Consider the following 17,723-nt stretch of genomic DNA (forward strand, 5'->3'; position numbering starts at 1 on the left):
GGTGGTTTTTAATGGCTTCTATGGCTGTTATAGGTCTTTTAATTGATCCCTGTTTTCGTACACTTTGGTTACTGCATCGACGATCCCTTGCATTTCTTCCTGGGAACCGAGTAAAAGGCCCGACCCCCATAGAGAGATATGGGTTTTATCTGTCACGATATCGCAATTTGGCATTTTCATGTCCGCTTTGTATTTCTCCAATCTTTCTTTAGAAAACATGGTCTGATAACCTTTTAATCCCAATATATGATCCACCCAGGGCTCGCGGTGAAATCCATTGCGGATATAGGAACTAAAAGGAACACCTTCGGCATTGACCGCTTTGAGAAAAGCCGTCCGGCTGACACCATCAAAATTGTCCTCTTCATAGGACAGGGCATACCGGTAATATCCCCCATTTTCCGTGCCTTTGTATTGTTTTTGTGGAGTCAATCCATTGATTTCTTTTAAATGTTGGTTTAGAAAATTGGCATTTTGATCCCGCTTTTCAAACCGTTCTCTAGCACCACTTATTTGGCCCATCAATACTGCCCCTTCAAATTCATTCATTCTGTATTTAGGGCCGATTGTTTCATTTTTACCCTGTCGGGACGAACCCCGGTTTTGCACCGTGTAACATTCATCCATGAGGGCTTCATCATTCCCCACGACGGCACCGCCTTCTCCGCAGGCTATAGCCTTGCTTGCCTGAAAACTAAAGCATCCAAGATCCCCGATCAGCCCCAATGGTTGCCCCTGGTAGGAAGCCAGGTGAGCCTGGCAGGCATCTTCGATTACGTTCAGGTTGTGTTTACGTGCTAAATCCATGATGCGGCCCATGTCGGCAGGCAACCCGGAAATGTGAACAGGCATGATCGCTTTGGTGTTTTTATTGATCTTCTTCTCTACTTCATCTGGATTCAGTTGGAATGACTGTGGATCCAGGTCCGCCAATACGGGTAATGCACGTGCGGTCAAGATGGACGAGATCGTCCCAAAGTCGGAGTAGGGCGATGTGATCACTTCATCACCTGGACCGATGCCTAATGCCAGGACGGCTGTACTCAAAGCTTGTGTACCAGACCCGGTGCCTACTGAATGTTTCGCACCGATAAGATCTGCAAATACTTTTTCGAATGTCGGCACTTTCCCATCCCGGGATTGGATCCGGCTCCATATCCGGCTTTTCGTGGTTTCCACCACCGAATCGACTACTTTATCATCGACATAAGGCCAGTCTATACCGATTTTGGTAGAAGGAAAAATCGCTTTCCCCCCTTTTAGGGCTAGTTTCCGACCGGAAGAATTAATATTGAATGGATGTACAACAGCCGAGGGTGTTAACACAGAAGCGGCCATTCCGGCCGATAGCTTGGATATAAACTTTCGTCGTTGGAGTGGATCTTTCATTTTAGTTCATTTAAAGTATAACAGATAAGGGTGTTTTCCAAAGCGATGCCCTGATTGCTTTTTAGGTTTTCCAGCTTCAGTTCGTAGATGTACCCCGGTTTTAGTTCGTCAATCTTCATGGATACTTTCATTTTGTCTTTAGAAAGTAAAAGATCAGAGACTGGAACCTCTTGAACATCAATCTGTATAGATTTGTCGACGGGTTCGCTCAAATCCTTTTTATAATAGTCATAATAGTAATGACGCAGATGGAATGTTGTGCTATCCAGTGCATCTTTGGTGATCGGTTGCGTGAAGGTCAGGTCAAACCCATCTTTTGTCAGATTCATGGTATGTATATCAAATGGCGTTTTACCGGTAAAACGGATTCTTTGGATACCCATGGCACCTGCCCATCCGTGTTCAGTCTGTCCGACCCAAAGATCTCCATCGGGACCAAAAGCCAGCCGGTTGTTACCCATGCGCAAACCTTGATGATCGATGAAGGGGACGCAGGCACCCTGAAATTTTCCATTCACTTTTTCCAGCATCACACGGACAATCCGGTCCCGGTTCATTTCACCGACGAATAGTTGCCCTTCAAACGGGCCAAACTTCCCACCAGTCAGATCACACAAAGGTTCGGATGGTGAATTTGCCATAATGCCTTGGGGGAAAAGTACCGCTGCAACGGTCCGCATGCTATTTAGTTTTTCAATCGGTTCATCAAAAGGATTACGTGCCGGCCAGTCGTCTTTCCAGACCAGACTGGCCGGATGACCGTAAAAGTGATTCTCCTGGATGTGGTATAATGTGCTTGTCGAGACCCAGTCTCCCTGGTTATCGGCCACAAACAGATTTCCTTCACCATCAAATCCCAGTCCATTAGGGGAGCGCAGCCCCGATGCATACGGTATTAATTCACCATCCGGATGTAATTTCATCATCCATCCCCGGTAAGGCACCACCGAATACATTTGTCGTTGTCCATCTTCACCATCCCGGCCCAGCAGGTTTACGGGACCTCGTACGATGTCTTTGATCTCTCCACCTGAAGAAGCGGTATTCAAGGCAAAATACAAATTTCCGGCTTTGTCTTTTACCGGACCATAATTGAATTCATGATAGTTCCCAGACAAACCAAATTCATCACTAACCGTTTCATAAAGATCCGCCACACCGTCACCATCTGTATCTTTTAATCGGGTGAGTTCCGGCTGTTGCATGATCAGAATCTCGGAATCGCTGACCACATGTAAACCAAGAGGATCATGAAGTCCCATCGCAAATAATGACCATTCTTTCGTTGCCGGATTGTAAGTCATGACTTCACCGCGGTGAAAGCAAACGATCAGATTTCCATTGGGTAGGAAGTCCATTCCGCCGACCTCTGCGGTCAGACCATCCGGGAGGGGGATATCTTCTACCAGATAGGAGGTTGAAGGTGAAGATTCGGACGGTTCATTCGAATTGCATCCTGTGCTGCATAGTACGGTTAACAACGTCAATACAACCATTAAGTTACTACTCCAACTTTTGATTCTATAAAGAGTGAAATTTCTATTGTGGATAAAGCTGTTAATTGTATAAGCCCATTTGATGGGTCGGCGGTTAAAACCGCCGCTATGGGGGTTACGGCAATTGTTAGCGATTTGGGATGAAATGTCTGAAAAGTTATTGATATTTCCTTTCTCGAGCATCTGTTTATGTCCGGTCTTTTTCATTTTAGCGCAGTTATCGGAATTTCAATCGAAAATTGCCGGGCTTCCATCGGGGTCAATGTTATAAATCCTCCGGACATCTGGCCATCACTAGCCTTTACGTATTCCGGTACTTCTAGCCATACCGTTTCTGAAACATCGGGCACTCGGAAATTTCTGACAAGGTTTTGCCCATCATCGGACACTTGGAAATATTCATAAACATCGATACCATCTATGCGATAATGAAATTCCGGATTCCGGTTTTTTAATCGATACCCCTGAAATTCTATCTCTTCTGAAACATGGTTCTTTCCCCCAAAGCGCAAAGGGTTATTCACTGCTTCTGTATAAAAAATAATTCCCAGAATCCTTGATTCCGTGTTCTTATGGCCTTCCCAGGCTACTGAATTATCAATAAAGCCACCTTGCCAAGCGTAGAGCAGCTGACAAGGCCCGGCGTCCCAGCAAAAGGAAATTTCATCGGTCAGTCGTACTGCAATTGAGGCCGGGCTGGCGTCGGGCATAAATATCCGGTAATAATAAGGCGGATCCAGGTTATAGGGATGCGGTTTCATGGTGGCATGTTCCGCCATCTCTCCTTTTTTACTCCCCGCTTTCCGCCGGTGTTCCGGTATATTCGTGTCTGTCTCCAGCGGTGGTAGTTCCTCCTTCGTTACATATATTGCTCCATACATAATGTATCCATGGCCCGGGAATGTACACACATACGGAAGGATGGTTTCTTCCTGCGGCACGGAAAATACCACGGTATTTTCTTCACCGGGAGCAAGTACAGGGATAGACCATAATACTTCTGTGATACCCGGGATAAAGTTCATTTCGGGACCGCGTTCCGCCAATGCCATGCCCTCTTCCACTACCTTGACCCTTGATTTTGGTTTTGTCACGACCAGGTTGTGACTCATGTCATCGACATTTGAAAGGACTAGTGTTACTGTAGAACCAGGTTCTACCTGAATCCGAACCTTATCGTATTGCATCCCGGCGATCGCTTTGAGATAAATAGTCGTATCGGACTGCACAGCCATAGATTTTACAGATCCTGATAACAACAGAACCAATAGAATTAGATAAGCGGATTTTTGCATGATTAGCATTTATGTGTGATTCTGCTTAATACAGTTATTTGGGTGACTCATTTTATTTATTTTTTGTTTTTGAAAATCGAAATCAATCCATGTTATAGCCTCCTTTTGTGAGCACGCGGTTGTAATTATCGAAAAATATTTTTTGCTTCTGACGATCCGTCAAGTCTGCAGCCAATATTTTCCCAACACCTTGATAATAACTGTTGTCTGTACCAAAAAATATCCGGTCTTCTCCCAAGTATTCCACGGCAAAGTCGATCATACCGCCGGCATTATTGCTTCCGCCGGTATCTACATAAATGTTGGGGTGTTCCCGAAAAGCTTTACACATATATTCCCAGTCTCCACCTCCGCCGATATGTGCAAATTGGAACATTCCTTCCGGGTATCGTACCGCCGCATCCACGAAATCTTCCGGGGTTGAAATGGTAAAAGGCCTTCCGACATCATATTTCATACGATATCCTCCCACACCTATTTGTGCTTCGCCATGCATAAAGATGATCATATTCAGATCGATGAATTTTTCTATGATGGGAAAGTACAAAGGGTCATTGATCTTTACCTGATAATACAGTCGGCTTCCAACCATGCCCAGATCTGCGCATCGATCAATCTCTTCCAACGATTCCTTTTGATAATGTGGATTAATGGAAATCTGACCAATAACCTGGTTCGGATATTTTTTCATCAACGCCAGCATGTCGTCATTGGCTTGGATAAATTCATCCGGGGTCCATTTTGACCAGATCATTGGTTTCCCGGTGAACATCTGCTCGATGCCAAATTTCTTTGCATCGTCCATTTTCGGATCAGCGGTACAATAGGCATCTAATAACTGGAATTTTCGAACCTGCTCGATGATCGAATACTCGGATTGAGCAATATATGAGGCTCTGTTCACCGAAGCACGACGGGGCAGGACTATACCAGCAACACTTGTAGCAGCATTGGTTATAAATCCTCTCCGATCGAGCCTCTTCATGTAGCTAAGTTTTTTTATTACATTTAAAAATGTACGAACAGATATGGTCATATCTATTCGTACATATACATTTGAATTAGTATCCTTCATTTTGTGTTAATACCCCGGGGGCAGACAATTGTATCTGTTCATAGGGTATTGGGAAATATTTCATATAAGGCTGGACATTGATTTTTTGTATTTCTGCATTTCCAGAACCCGGATTGTATTCCGTTTCAAACTGAGTGAGTTTCGAAGTGAAACGGCCGGTGCGAACCAGGTCAAACCATCGTTGGTTCTCGAAAGCCAGTTCCAATCGTCGTTCCAATAAAAGCAGATCCATAAATTCTTGTTCCGATGCAATGTCACTCAAAGCATAATCATGATTGTCGTTTTCAAATGCACGAGTTCGGATACGGTTTAACTGCTTCAGAGCGGCTTCTTTATCATTTGTCTTATAGAGTGATTCCGCATATAACAAGATGATATCCCCCAAACGGAGAATGGGCAAATCCAATCCAGAACTTGAACCTGCTATGGGCACAATGTATTTATTCACATATGGGTACCAGATTGGCTCGTCTCCTGGTTTGGAGTTTGCAGTGAGTTGAGTTTCTGAAATCGTTACGTCAAATCTTTGATCACCAGGTTCATACAGCTGATGCAAGTCCCAGGTAGGGCGACCCACCCTTGATCCATTGGATAGGACCCCATATATTCCTCCAAGCGGAGCAAAGTTGTAGGTAATGCCCTGGCCATTAGTGCCTTCAATAAAATTGACCGAATAGATCGCTTCGCTGTTATTCTCTGTTTCCAATGAGAACAAGTCTTTAAATTCAAAGACCAATTCATAGTCAAAGTCATTAACCACCTGCCCAAAGTATGTTTTGGCATTTGCCCAATCTTCCATGTGAATGTATACCTTGCCTAGCAAGGCCATGGCAGCTGCTTTTGACGCCCGGCCACTTTCTATGTTCGAGGGAGCGGGTAGTTTATCGATGGCGTCTTTTAGATCTGAAACGACCAAATTTAAAACTTCAGTTTGAGGAGATCGACCGACTTTTTCAGCCTCAATGACCGAAAGTGCTTCAGTAACTAGTGGTACATCTCCAAAAATACGGGTCAAATCGAAGTAAAACAAGGCGCGTAAAAATTTTGCTTCCCCGGTGTACTGTTCTTTTTCACCTGGGCCATAACTCGATGGTTGGTCAATATTTGACAGGATAGAATTTGCTCTAAAAATGCCATTATATGACATCTTCCAGAAGTTGTTGAGGATATTATTCTCAGAGGACACCTCCAGTACTTCTACTTCAGCCAACCCTGGTTCCGTCGCATAGTACTCAGCATACATGTTGTCCGAGGTCATTTCCATGAGTAGATAGTCCTTCTGAACTTTGGATTGCAAGCCGGAATAGATTCCGATGACGCCTAGATTGATGTCCTTTGCCGTATTAAAAGCATTCGTCGTCGTCAGCACAGATTCGGGGATAGGTTCCAGTAGTTCTTTGTGACAACTGGTCATGAATATCAAAAGGCAAGTGACGAACGTGATTGTGATTATTGATCTATTTTTCATTACTGAGTTTTTAAGTTTAAAAGGAAATGTTTAATCCCAGAGCAAATACCCGGGCAATGGGTTCTGAACCACTGTTGTATCCCGGAATACTATTAATGCCCCCAATTTCACCTCCGGTCATTCCTTCGGGATTGTACGCATGGTTGTTCTTGTCCTTGATGACTAGCAGGTTATTTATACTGGCATAGATGCGAAACCGTTCCATGCCTATTTTCGGTGAGATGTTGGCGGGTAGTGTATAGCCAATATTCAGGTTCTTAATGGATAGATAGGACCCGTTTTCAATATAGAAATCCGTATTTGAATTGTATTGAATCAATTGGCTTAAAGCAGCGGCGGGGGTTTGTCCATCTCCAGGTTCCTCGGGCGACCACCATTGGTTTTCCACTAACGATCGCCGCATGGCTCCCAAGGTATTGCCCTCATAGTATTGATTTTCAAAATTATAAATATCAGCTCCTAGTGTTGTTTGGATGGCCATATTCATGTCAAAATTTTTCCAGGAAAAGTCATTGACTAAGCCAATTAAAAATTTGGGTTGAAAGTTGCCGAGAATGACTTTATCCTCCGGATCGATTTTGCCATCATTGTTTTGATCTTTTATGATGGGATTGCCTGCTTTAGCTCCTGGAAGATGTGGAGAATTCTCCACCTCAGCGTCGTTTTGATAAACGCCTTCCATTTTATATCCATAGTATGAAAACATAGGTTCTCCTTCCCGCAGGATCCAACTCATTCCGAGACTATGGTTGTATATCCGCTCATTGACGGGTCCCAAATCGACCACTTTGTTTTTATTGTGTGAAATATTGAACGATGTTTGCCAGTTGAATTCTCCAACTATGTTTCGGGAAGTTAACTCCAGCTCTACGCCTTTGTTATTGATTTCCCCTATATTAGTAATGGTGCTTGTGAAACCTGTTATAGCCGGAATTGACACATTGTACAATAGGTCAGATGTGCTTTTGTCATAAATATCCAGACTCATATAAAACCTATTTTCAAATAGTCCGAGGTCAATCCCTGCATTGTAACTGGAGGTGATTTCCCATCCCAGCATGTTGTTTTCAAAAGAAACAGGCGCCTGACCATTTACTAAGCTGTTGCCAGGTGAATAACTGACGTAACCGACCCGTCCTAAGTAAGCAAAATCACCTATATTGAAATTACCTGTGGTTCCATAACTGGCTCTGATCTTTAGTTCACTGATGGTGGCAATATTATCCATGAATGTTTCATTGGACAATCTCCAAGCCATGGATAATGCTGGAAATATTGCCCATTTGTTATCTGGACCAAAACGAGAAGAGGCATCCGTTCGCAAGGAAGCAGACAATAAATACCGGCTATCGTATGCATAGTTTACACGACCAAAATACGAAACCAATCCCCATTCAGACTTAGTAGTCCGGGTTGCAGATGGATTTATGATAGCATTATTGAGCGTGTGAATGGTTTCATTATTAAATGACCCGTTAACTGCTCCGATGGCAGTCCCCCGGGATGTCTGATGCTGAAAGGAAGCTCCCAAAAGTCCAGTAAGATCATGTACATTGCCAAATGTTTTGGTGTAATTCAATGTATTCTCATTGATCAGATTGATACTTTGATAATCACCGGCATTTCCTCTGGTGGATATTAAAGGATCCCCCGCGCCTCCGCGGAAATAATCAGATGAATTTTGTGTGATATTGGTACCTACACTGGTTTTAAAATCCAGCCCATCCAACACATTAATATTCACAAAACCTCGGGCCAGATTTTTAAAATAACTATCATTGTCATGCGTTCCGTACAAATAAACATATGGACTGGCTTGCCCCGAGTGACCTTTGGGGATGTAATCCTGGGTTCGAGGATACTTTCCATTTTCATCAAGGGGTGCAACAAATGGCGGATATTTTACCAGTGAAACCATATTGCTTCCTGCGGTTCTTGTTTTGCTATAGGAAGGGCTTAATTCAAAGCCCACATTAATGCGGTCATTAATTTCCGCATCCAGGTTTGCTCTCAGACTATACTGTTCATATCCGGCTGTCAGGATATTACCTTCTTCATTTTTCATGCTTGCCGAAACATAATAACGAGTTTTCCCCTGCCCACCACCGATGGATAAGTTGTAGTTGGCAATCGGGGCATTTTTAGTGATTTCATCCTGCCAAATGGTTTGGGGTAATTCGTAAGTCAATGGATTTACCTGATAGGAAGCAGGTCGCCGAGGATCACCGAACATCGGCAACGAAACATCTCCACCGGCCCAGGCAAATTCCCGGTTTTGGTATTTGACCAAATAGTCATACCACTCTTCGCCGGTCAACCAGTCGTCGTGTAAGAGAGGAGAAGATATACCATAGTAAGCATTAAAATTCAAGGTCGGCTTTCCGCTGCCTCTTTTTGTTGTAATAATAACAACTCCCCCTGCCGCACGAGATCCGTATATCGCGGCCGCAGATGCATCCTTCAGAACTTCGATGGATTCAACATCGTTCATATTCAACTGGCCGAGATCTCCGCCAGGGAAACCATCGATCACCACCAAAGGACTGTTTCCGGCATCAATCGATCCTGCACCCCGGATGCGGATCAAAGGAGCGGCACCTGGAATATTCCGGTTGTTGAGAATACTCACGCCGGCCATCTTGCCGGCTAATGTGTTTTCAATTCGTCCTGTAGGCATTTGATCCAGTGTCTTATTATCTATCTTGGCAATAGCCCCGGTTAAAGAACTTTTCTTTTGAGTACCATATCCCACGACTACTACTTCATCAAGGGTCTGTGTATCTTCTTCCAGGATGATCGTTAGGGTAGATCTATTGTTCAATGGAATTCGCTGGGTTTTATACCCGATATAGGAGATGATCAGTATGGCATTCTCGGCAATATCATTGAGTTCAAATCGGCCATCGAAATCTGTGGCAGTCCCCTGGTTACTACCTTCTACAGCGATATTGACACCTATTAACGGTTGGCCACTAACATCAGTTACGGTACCTGATACAGAAACCGGTTGATTTTGGTCCATCTTTTCAGGTTCATTAAGTGTAGTTGCCTTATTCTTACTGACAGATAATGGTGGTTTATTTTTTGTGACAGATACACCAATTATATTTCCAACCTGTTTAAACGAAAGAGGTGTTTTCTTCTCTAGTTCTCTCAAAATGTATTCAAGTGGTTTGTTTTTTACCCGGAGTGAGATAGAACCTACTTCCTCTATGGTAGGAGGATGGTAAACAAAAGTCACTTCTGCTTGCTTTTCAATTTCTGCGAAAACAGCGTCAAGCTTTACTTTTTCAAAATTAAGGGTTACAGCCTGACCTTCGGCGATGTGAGCGGTTAAAAAGGTGCTGCATAATAATTGAATGATGGTGATTGATGTGGAAATGCGCATACATCGAAGGATTAAGGGACTTTTCGTCCGTAACATGAGTGAAATTTTTGTCATCTTTACATAACTTTTTATTGTTCAATAATTAGTAGAGGAGCGACCGGTCATGCCTCGTAAACCTGGCCGGTTCGCTTTTTTATTCTTTAAATATTTTTATAATTTTTCCATTTTCGCTTACCTCATAATTAAAGCCCAGTGAATATCCCAGTACTTCCAGTATGTTTTCTAAGGGTTGATGGTCCAGTTTAATAGTGACTGGAAGGTCTAATAGTACCTGGTTATCTATGGAAAAATTCACGTCATATTTTCGTTCCAATGCGTTCGTGACGACACCTAATAATTCACCATTGAACTCTAGTCGATTTTCTTTCCACGATCCTATGGATTGAGGGGTTTGAGTTCTTAGATCCAACTCTCCGGACGATTTATTCACAAAAGCCAGGTCTCCAGGGTGGAGTGAAGTTTTCTCGTTGTGATTTTTATAGGAGATATTGACGAGACCTGTTTGGACGCCCACCTCCGCATTCTTTTCATCAAAAAAAGATTTCACTTCAAATGAAGTGCCTAGAACGGTCACCAGCAATTCATGGACTGTTACCTTAAAAGGCCGGTTCTTGTTTTTTTGAACCTCAAAGAAAGCCTGTCCTTCAGTGATTTCTACACGTCTTTCGCTTTCGCTGAAATGAGCAGGGTAGCGTAATTGCGATCCCGCATTCAACCAGACGATACTACTGTCCGGCAAAATTATCTTTTTCATCTTCCCAAGAGGAACCGTTACAGCGATCCATTCCACAGATTTATGTGGTACGGTAAAATAGAAAACGGAATACGATAGTATCATAACCAGGATAGCTGCTGCAGCCCACAACCATTTTACGGTCGAAAGATGTGGTCCTGGTTTATATACGTCCACTTTCTGTGGCATTTGCTTCACAATATTTTTATACATCCGGTTTTTGGGAGAATGACCTGCAATCCTTATTTCTTCCCCTTCTACCATCTTTTTTTGGTCATACCACTTATGCAGTATGTTTTGTTCTTCCTTTGTGGCTTTTCCCTGTAATACTTTCGCGGCGATTTGCCTAATTTTCTCTTTGTTCATTGATTATCAGCACGTTTCTTTTTTCGTTAGTCAATTATTGTATTGGCCGTATACTATATAAGAGACATCTAAGCAGTGTTTACCCTTAGTCAAAAGCTGAAATATTTAAAAATATTTGTTATCAGAGGATTAAGGGGGCCGAAAGAATCCATAAAACGATATCCAGGTGGTTGTGTAGTTGAATGCGAATAAAGCGGAGTGCTTTCGTTAAGTGGGCCTCAGCTGTTTTTTGAGAAATATTCATTGCATGGGCTACATCCTTTAAAGACTTATCTTCAAGTTTGTTTTCCACAAAAACGAGGCGACATTTTTCAGGCAATTCATTAGCGAGATCTCGAATAAATTCTAATAAGAGTTTATTTTCAAGACTTGAAAAAGGAGTAACATATGAATATGTCTTTGAGGTCCAAACTTCTTCCCGTTGTTTCATTTTGGATTCTCTGGCCAGGTATTTATATACTTCATATCTCGTCATGGCCGCCAGATAAGCTGAGAGATTGTTGATTTCCAGGGATTTTTTTTTGCACCATAGCTGGACAAAAACATTCTGTACAACTTCTTCTGCGCCCACTGAATTCTTAATCCGGGTAAAGGCCACCACGTATAACTTTTCCCAGTATTGGTTGTAAACTATCTTAAAAGAAGATTCATCGCCGGACTTTAGTGATTCCAAGATTATCTCTTCGGCTTTTCTATCGTTCTCTTTCATTTTCAGAGTTTTGATGAGCCTGGTTTTTCCGATTTTAATTTTAAGTGAAAATCATATTTCCCATTGCCTTTCTACGTAGTATAACGATTTACGATTTGGGTACGTTACCGAAAGTAAGAATAAATTTTGTTATTTCGTAATTAACTCGGGCTATTTAAAAGGGGGAATCCAACTCGGTAACACTCATAAAGCTCTCTTGTCAGGGCAAAGTTCCAGAGGCCTGCATGGATTGATCACGACATTGCGTATTCCATTATCGTAGAAGTAGATTTATCTTGATTTTTCAATTTCATTCCGCAGGTTACGGCTGGAATGCGAGATTGGAAAAATAACAAAGGCCATTTCGAGTAGATTATAAGTGATCTTTTAACTCGAAAAAGTCAAACGTCACCCAAAATTGGGCTGTGTAATATGCCCAAATTTGTACTTTAAGCAATTGCTACACTGCATATTATACATTGCAATTGATTGATGTGGTGAATAAAGGGGGTTAATATCCTTTTGATCATCACGACTTCTACTGCTTAATACCCATCGCGTCGTGAAAGACGAGACTGGACTTGGCTAATAAATTCCTCGGTTGATTGATCACCGCTGAATCAATAATTAACGATTATCCATGGCTTGAATCCCGATCCGAGCCCCAAACCATACAAACATCCCCACCGTCATGAGCGTGGTATGTAGGCTAAATTCAATGGAACGAGTGAATACCAGAATAGGAGGAAGAATGGTAAGGAGAAGCCCAAGTCCGGCCAATAGCCATAAAATAGAATTTATGTTTTTATTTTTCATGATGCTAGCGCAGTTTTATGTTTATTCTGAATCCAGGTACCAAATAATATGTAAAACAATACCGCTACAAACCAGCCGGGTAGTCCCAGAAAATAAATTTCCCAACCCAGAAAATAGGACATGGCAAGACATAGTGCCAATGTCAGCAGCCAGGTCCATCCGGCTGCGCGATTGAATATAATACCACTCCGCTCTGCCCAGTTCTGCGACAGCCGCAGTTTGGGGAATAAATGAAAGTCTACAAAAATTATGGCACCCATCGGCATCAACAGAAGTCCGTACAAAGCAACAAATTCCAATAATTTCATCACCAGCGCCGGAAAGCAAGCCGCCAGTGTGGTCACCAGACCAACGATCAGCGTGATTTTCCAAGTCTTGAACTTAGGGAATAAAGATTGAACCGCTAATCCGGCACGGTAAATGGTTGGATTGGCGGTCGTCCAACCGGCTATAATTACGCATATGGCGCCAGCTGCTCCGGCCGCATAATATGCAATGGGGCCAGGGGCAAACTGCAGTGACTGTTGACTTTGATGTAGAAAAACAGCGTACAATATTCCGGAGGCCAACCAGGCGATGTAATGACCAACATACATGCCGGCCGCAGAGGAAAACCCATATTGCCACTTTTTAGCATAACGAAGTATCGAAAGGTCAGCCATTCCGATGTGCATCGCCATATTGGCGAACCAACTGAAAAAAATGATGTGCCAGATGGTGAATTTGGACTGGCCTTCCATGACCTGGCCGGTCCAGATCCGCTCCTGTGCGATCGGCCAGAAATCACCCAACTTGTTTACGCCTAGCTCTGGCAAGACAGCTACGGCCGCACCGATAAATACCAAAATCAGCCATGGAGCGGCTATATTGGCAAACCGGGAGACCTGTTCGTAGCCCAGCATGGCCACCAAAGTCGTGATGGCCCCTATAGCAAAAACTATTACGATCCACATGATACTCGTAGGTAGCCAGTCATTGAGTGTCGGCATCGGCAGCCCAAACGGAATACCTACCGCGGTCGCTGCCACCGCTATCATCGATCCGGCGAGAAAGCAAAACATCAGGGCATTGACCAAATTATAAATACCAGCCAATCGTTTACCGCATATTTTCTCCAGCTTGTAATAGAGTGTGATCCGTTCTTTGACTGCAATGGGGGCCACAATGAATGCCCAACTCAAAACGGCCAATAAATTACCAATCAGTAAACCGATGACCAGGTCAAAAGCAGTTACCCCATGAACCACAAACAAGGGCCCGATGACAAATTCAGTACCGGCGGTATGCTCTCCGGCATACATCCCCAGAAAACTTCGCAATCCTTTTTGCTTTTTCCTGGGTACTGGTTCACGCTCAAATTCGCTGACCTCATCCAGTCGTTTTTGAAATTTTTGAAACATATTTCGGAATTGGTTCTATTTACTTGAATTAGATTTTTGAAATTAACTTTTAACATCCCATTGGTCAAGTTTGGATGCTTTGTTTGTTGATCGCATGCTCCAAGAAACGTTAAAAAATCTAATTTGCTTCCCTATGGTTTCTCCGAGAACGTGATGAGGATCAGTTATCTCTTAATATCGTGCGGATTGGAGCGTGTTTTGTGAAAGCTGTTTGCTTGATTAGGGTCCCCGACACCCTTGTATTGACTAAGGTAAGGATATGGATATACGGGTCGGCTCATCAGGGTATCTGGACCATGTTTTTTGGACACAATAACTTCATCAGGAGCTTTACCCTTTTCCACCCAATTTTGGATATGGACTAACCAATCCGTTTGGTGCGGGCCGGGACCACCGGCGCAATGAAGAACACCAGGTAGAAGAAAGAGACGAAGATAATCCGGAAGGCGGGAATCTTTAGCCAGGGCTGCTTCATAATGATCAATGGTGGAGAAAGCGGAAAGCGCCGGATCATTCCAGCCATGGTATATAATCATTTTACCTCCTCTGGCCTCAAAAGAGGCGTAATCAGTGGATGTCGCGTCCAAAAACGAAGAAGCGAATTTTGATTCGTCAAAGAAGTTTGTAAAGTCAGCGCTTTGATAATCCCAGGCTGAATCATGATAAACAAAATACCTGAATACCTCGCTGCCGTACCGGTATTGCAGACCTGTTCTTTCAAATAAAGCGGTATCGGAGGGTAACCCAACGATCCAGGGAAACCAACCACCTGGTTGACCTTCTGCGCCGTATGGAAACCCCGGATAAACTTCCCGGCCATTCAGCACTACGCCACGATACACCGTTTTAATAGCATCTAATTGGTCCTGGGTGAAGCAATCTTTGTCTTCAGGTGTGTCGCATGTAGGAAAGACGGTGTAGTTAATTGTGCACTTTCTGGGGTCATTGATGATCCCATCCCGGAGCCCGTCGAGGGTGTCACATTGTTCCAGGATGAGTTGTTCTAAAAGTGTGAGATCTGCTCTGGTCAGTATCGGTTCATTGAGTTTTCGGGGGTAAATGGCTTGGGAGTTTTGGATAAACTCTGTGCCCAGTGCCGGCCAGGTGAATGCGGGGGCGCCAGCTACAATACCGTCAAAGTCCTCCGGGAATCGTTGCGCTTCCATCATGGCTTGACCCCCACCTCTGGAACAACCGAGAAAATAGCTGTATTCAGACGAAGAACAATAATATTGCCGGATGATTTCTTTGGCCACTACGGCGGTCCGGTGAATAGCCATGTAGCCAAAATTTAGTTGCCTTTCTATGTTGTTTTTTGCCCAGGTCGCGCGGTGGCCGCTCCCCTGATGGCCGGTATCGGTCCCTGCCGTGGCAAATCCACGTGACAATGAAAATTCAGCCGAGTTTTGTATGGATCCCACGAAACCCCCACCGCCACCCATCGCAAAACGGCCGTTCCATTCGCGGGGTAGTAATAATTCAAACTGAATTTCCTGACCGATCGTACCTAAAAATGAAATATGAGGCACCGGATCATTGGAAGGAAGCACTTTGTGGATCTGTACTTCTGGTAATTGAATTTTTTGAAGTTGTTCTGGCGTCAGACAAGGTGAATTTGACTTTTCTTCCTGGCCAATAAGTACACCCGATGTCAGGAGTAGGAATAAAATCAGGATGGTCCGAGGAAAAAGAGCAGTCATCTATATGCGTTTTACAGGGATGCCCCGGGCTATCCAGTGATCTAATATTTTCTGCATTTGAATTCGCATATAATCTGAATCGAGATGAAATTCAAAACGAACCTCTTCCGACCCCTTCCTCAATTCCAGAAAGTTATGTGGAGAATCCCCGCGCCAGGCTCCCACGATGTCAGAAAATTTGTAGTGGGGCATTGCAAAATCCGTATTGGTAATGATCGAATCGGTCGGGCTGACCACCCATTTCGATAGGATGTCGTGTTTTTGATTAACCAGGTGAATTTCATCCTCGTTGATTTCCAATTGCTTCCGATTTAATATTTTTCGGACAGCTTTTTGGTTGCGGAATATCGCAATAACAACCCCGATATATCCTAAGAGCAATAAAGTAATTGTCCAGACTGGTAAATCCAGGCTGGTCATAATCCAACCATATGGAAAGATCAGGAGGATTAATATTCTGGTTTGCATTTGCACCAATTTATAGTACCGGGGATTTTCTATGATGGGTGCTTTGAACATGGTTAATCATTTTAACCTGCGATTTATATAATGTCGAATTATCTACGGGGTTATCAATATAGCGATTATTTGAATAATTCAAGCATAATCAAGGCGGATTACTTCATTCTTATAATCAAATCTTTGGAGTGTGTTCTTCGATTCCCTATTGGACTACACCCGCAGAAATATTTTGTTCCGATAAAGAATATAAAGAAAAACCCACTTGACCAGAATATAGCAAATGGCCATCGCCACGATGTTGTATGGATCACCCACCAACTGTCCCACCCATTCGAAAAAGGCACTGGTGGTGTAACGCCAATCAATGAAATGTCCGGAAATATAAATGAGAATCGAGTTCATGCCGATCACACGAAAAAAGAAGGTCCATGATTTATATCCTTTTATGTCGATGATGTAATAGAATAAAGCGAGTAACAAAAGGCTGATCCCGCCGGTATGGAATACAAAGGAACTGCTCCACAGGTTTTTGTTAATCGGAAAATCCAGGTTCCAGAGCTGCGCGATGATCAGGCAAACAACACCAACTACCGCCAGAAGACTTGCTTTTCGCAACTCGCTAAAGGGCTTGTTTTTTAACAGTGTTCCTGCAAAAATACCCAATAGCCCGGTGCTGATCGCCGGAATGGTGGATATCAACCCTTCGGGATCGTGTATCCCCTTGTAAAGACGACCTGGCATAATGATGCGGTCGAGGTAGGATGCAAAATTTCCTTCCATGGTCAGATCACCCATTGGGAATCCGGGGGCTGAATTAAATTTTAAAAGTAACCAGTAACCGAGAAGTAACCCGCCGAACCACATGTACTGTACGCGTTCTCGGGCATAGAGGTAGATTATATTAGCAAACATATAGGCTAATCCTATTCTTCCCAATACACTTCCAAAACGGATTTCAGAAATTGGTTTAAGCTCCAGACCATTGTTGTATACTATTCCAAGAAGGACTAAGACAATCCCTCTTTTTATAATGTGACGCAGTACCTGCTGTTTGGTATGGCCTTTTTTGAGGCGGCTGCTGATCGAATAAGGTGTAGCGACTCCGGCCATAAATAAGAACAGGGGAAAAATAAGATCATAAAAGTGAAACCCGTTCCATTCCGGGTGGTCCAGCTGAATGGCGAGGGTATCCCAAAATGGAGAATCGGTGGTTTTCGCGATGCGCTTGATAAGACTGTCTGCCCCCATGATCCAAAACATATCAAATCCCCGGAGTGCATCCAGGGACAATAGTCTTTTCTTGACAAATGAACTGGGCCCTATTGGATTAGGAGCGGGGGTGTCTATTGGTTGATAAGCCGATTTCACTTCTTTTGAATTAAGATTTTTTCACGAAAAATATTGCGTTTTCCAATGTACAAAGTGCATCTGAACTATTCAATAAAAT

General features: G+C 43.4%; 13 protein-coding genes. All 13 read right to left on the reverse strand.

The annotated features are described in order from the left end of the window. Positions 1–27: 27 nt before the first annotated feature. Positions 28–1,389 carry a DegT/DnrJ/EryC1/StrS family aminotransferase gene (locus KUV50_RS10395; protein ID WP_222580081.1) on the reverse strand — a complete coding sequence of 454 codons (1,362 nt, stop codon included), beginning with the start codon at positions 1,387–1,389 and terminating at the stop codon, positions 28–30. Continuing rightward, the gene (locus KUV50_RS10400) at positions 1,386–3,092 is read right to left on the reverse strand and encodes a hypothetical protein (RefSeq protein ID WP_222580082.1); all 1,707 of its coding nucleotides are present in this window, start codon (positions 3,090–3,092) and stop codon (positions 1,386–1,388) included. The genes KUV50_RS10395 and KUV50_RS10400 overlap by 4 nt, the downstream gene beginning before the upstream one ends. Further along, positions 3,089–4,180, reverse strand: coding sequence for a plastocyanin/azurin family copper-binding protein (locus KUV50_RS10405; RefSeq protein ID WP_222580083.1), 1,092 nt, complete (start codon positions 4,178–4,180; stop codon positions 3,089–3,091). The genes KUV50_RS10400 and KUV50_RS10405 overlap by 4 nt, the downstream gene beginning before the upstream one ends. An 82-nt stretch (positions 4,181–4,262) precedes the next feature. Continuing rightward, positions 4,263–5,165, reverse strand: a complete 903-nt coding sequence (locus KUV50_RS10410; RefSeq protein WP_222580084.1) for an amidohydrolase family protein — start codon at positions 5,163–5,165, stop codon at positions 4,263–4,265. Between the two features lie 76 nt (positions 5,166–5,241). Continuing rightward, positions 5,242–6,723, reverse strand: coding sequence for a RagB/SusD family nutrient uptake outer membrane protein (locus KUV50_RS10415; RefSeq protein WP_222580085.1), 1,482 nt, complete (start codon positions 6,721–6,723; stop codon positions 5,242–5,244). Between the two features lie 16 nt (positions 6,724–6,739). Next, positions 6,740–10,147, reverse strand: a complete 3,408-nt coding sequence (locus KUV50_RS10420; RefSeq protein ID WP_222580086.1) for a TonB-dependent receptor — start codon at positions 10,145–10,147, stop codon at positions 6,740–6,742. A 97-nt stretch (positions 10,148–10,244) separates the two neighbouring features. After that, positions 10,245–11,210, reverse strand: a complete 966-nt coding sequence (locus tag KUV50_RS10425) for a FecR family protein (RefSeq protein WP_222580087.1) — start codon at positions 11,208–11,210, stop codon at positions 10,245–10,247. 121 nt (positions 11,211–11,331) lie between these two features. Beyond that, entirely contained in the window at positions 11,332–11,919 is a 588-nt protein-coding gene (locus KUV50_RS10430) for an RNA polymerase sigma factor (protein WP_222580088.1), read from the reverse strand. A gap of 606 nt (positions 11,920–12,525) precedes the next feature. Next, positions 12,526–12,714, reverse strand: coding sequence for a hypothetical protein (locus KUV50_RS10435; protein ID WP_222580089.1), 189 nt, complete (start codon positions 12,712–12,714; stop codon positions 12,526–12,528). Beyond that, positions 12,711–14,114, reverse strand: coding sequence for a purine-cytosine permease family protein (locus KUV50_RS10440; RefSeq protein WP_222580090.1), 1,404 nt, complete (start codon positions 14,112–14,114; stop codon positions 12,711–12,713). Before KUV50_RS10440 ends, KUV50_RS10435 begins: the two co-directional genes overlap by 4 nt. A 164-nt stretch (positions 14,115–14,278) precedes the next feature. Continuing rightward, entirely contained in the window at positions 14,279–15,814 is a 1,536-nt protein-coding gene (locus KUV50_RS10445) for a tannase/feruloyl esterase family alpha/beta hydrolase (RefSeq protein ID WP_222580091.1), read from the reverse strand. Then, positions 15,815–16,333, reverse strand: a complete 519-nt coding sequence (locus KUV50_RS10450) for a hypothetical protein (protein WP_222580092.1) — start codon at positions 16,331–16,333, stop codon at positions 15,815–15,817. 153 nt (positions 16,334–16,486) lie between these two features. Continuing rightward, on the reverse strand, positions 16,487–17,644 hold the full coding sequence (locus KUV50_RS10455) for a DUF5009 domain-containing protein (RefSeq protein WP_315899955.1): 1,158 nt from the start codon (positions 17,642–17,644) through the stop codon (positions 16,487–16,489). Between the last annotated feature and the right edge of the window lie 79 nt (positions 17,645–17,723).

It is taken from the genome of Membranihabitans marinus (assembly GCF_019802045.1).
GTDB classification, from domain to species: domain Bacteria; phylum Bacteroidota; class Bacteroidia; order Chitinophagales; family Saprospiraceae; genus Membranihabitans; species Membranihabitans marinus_A.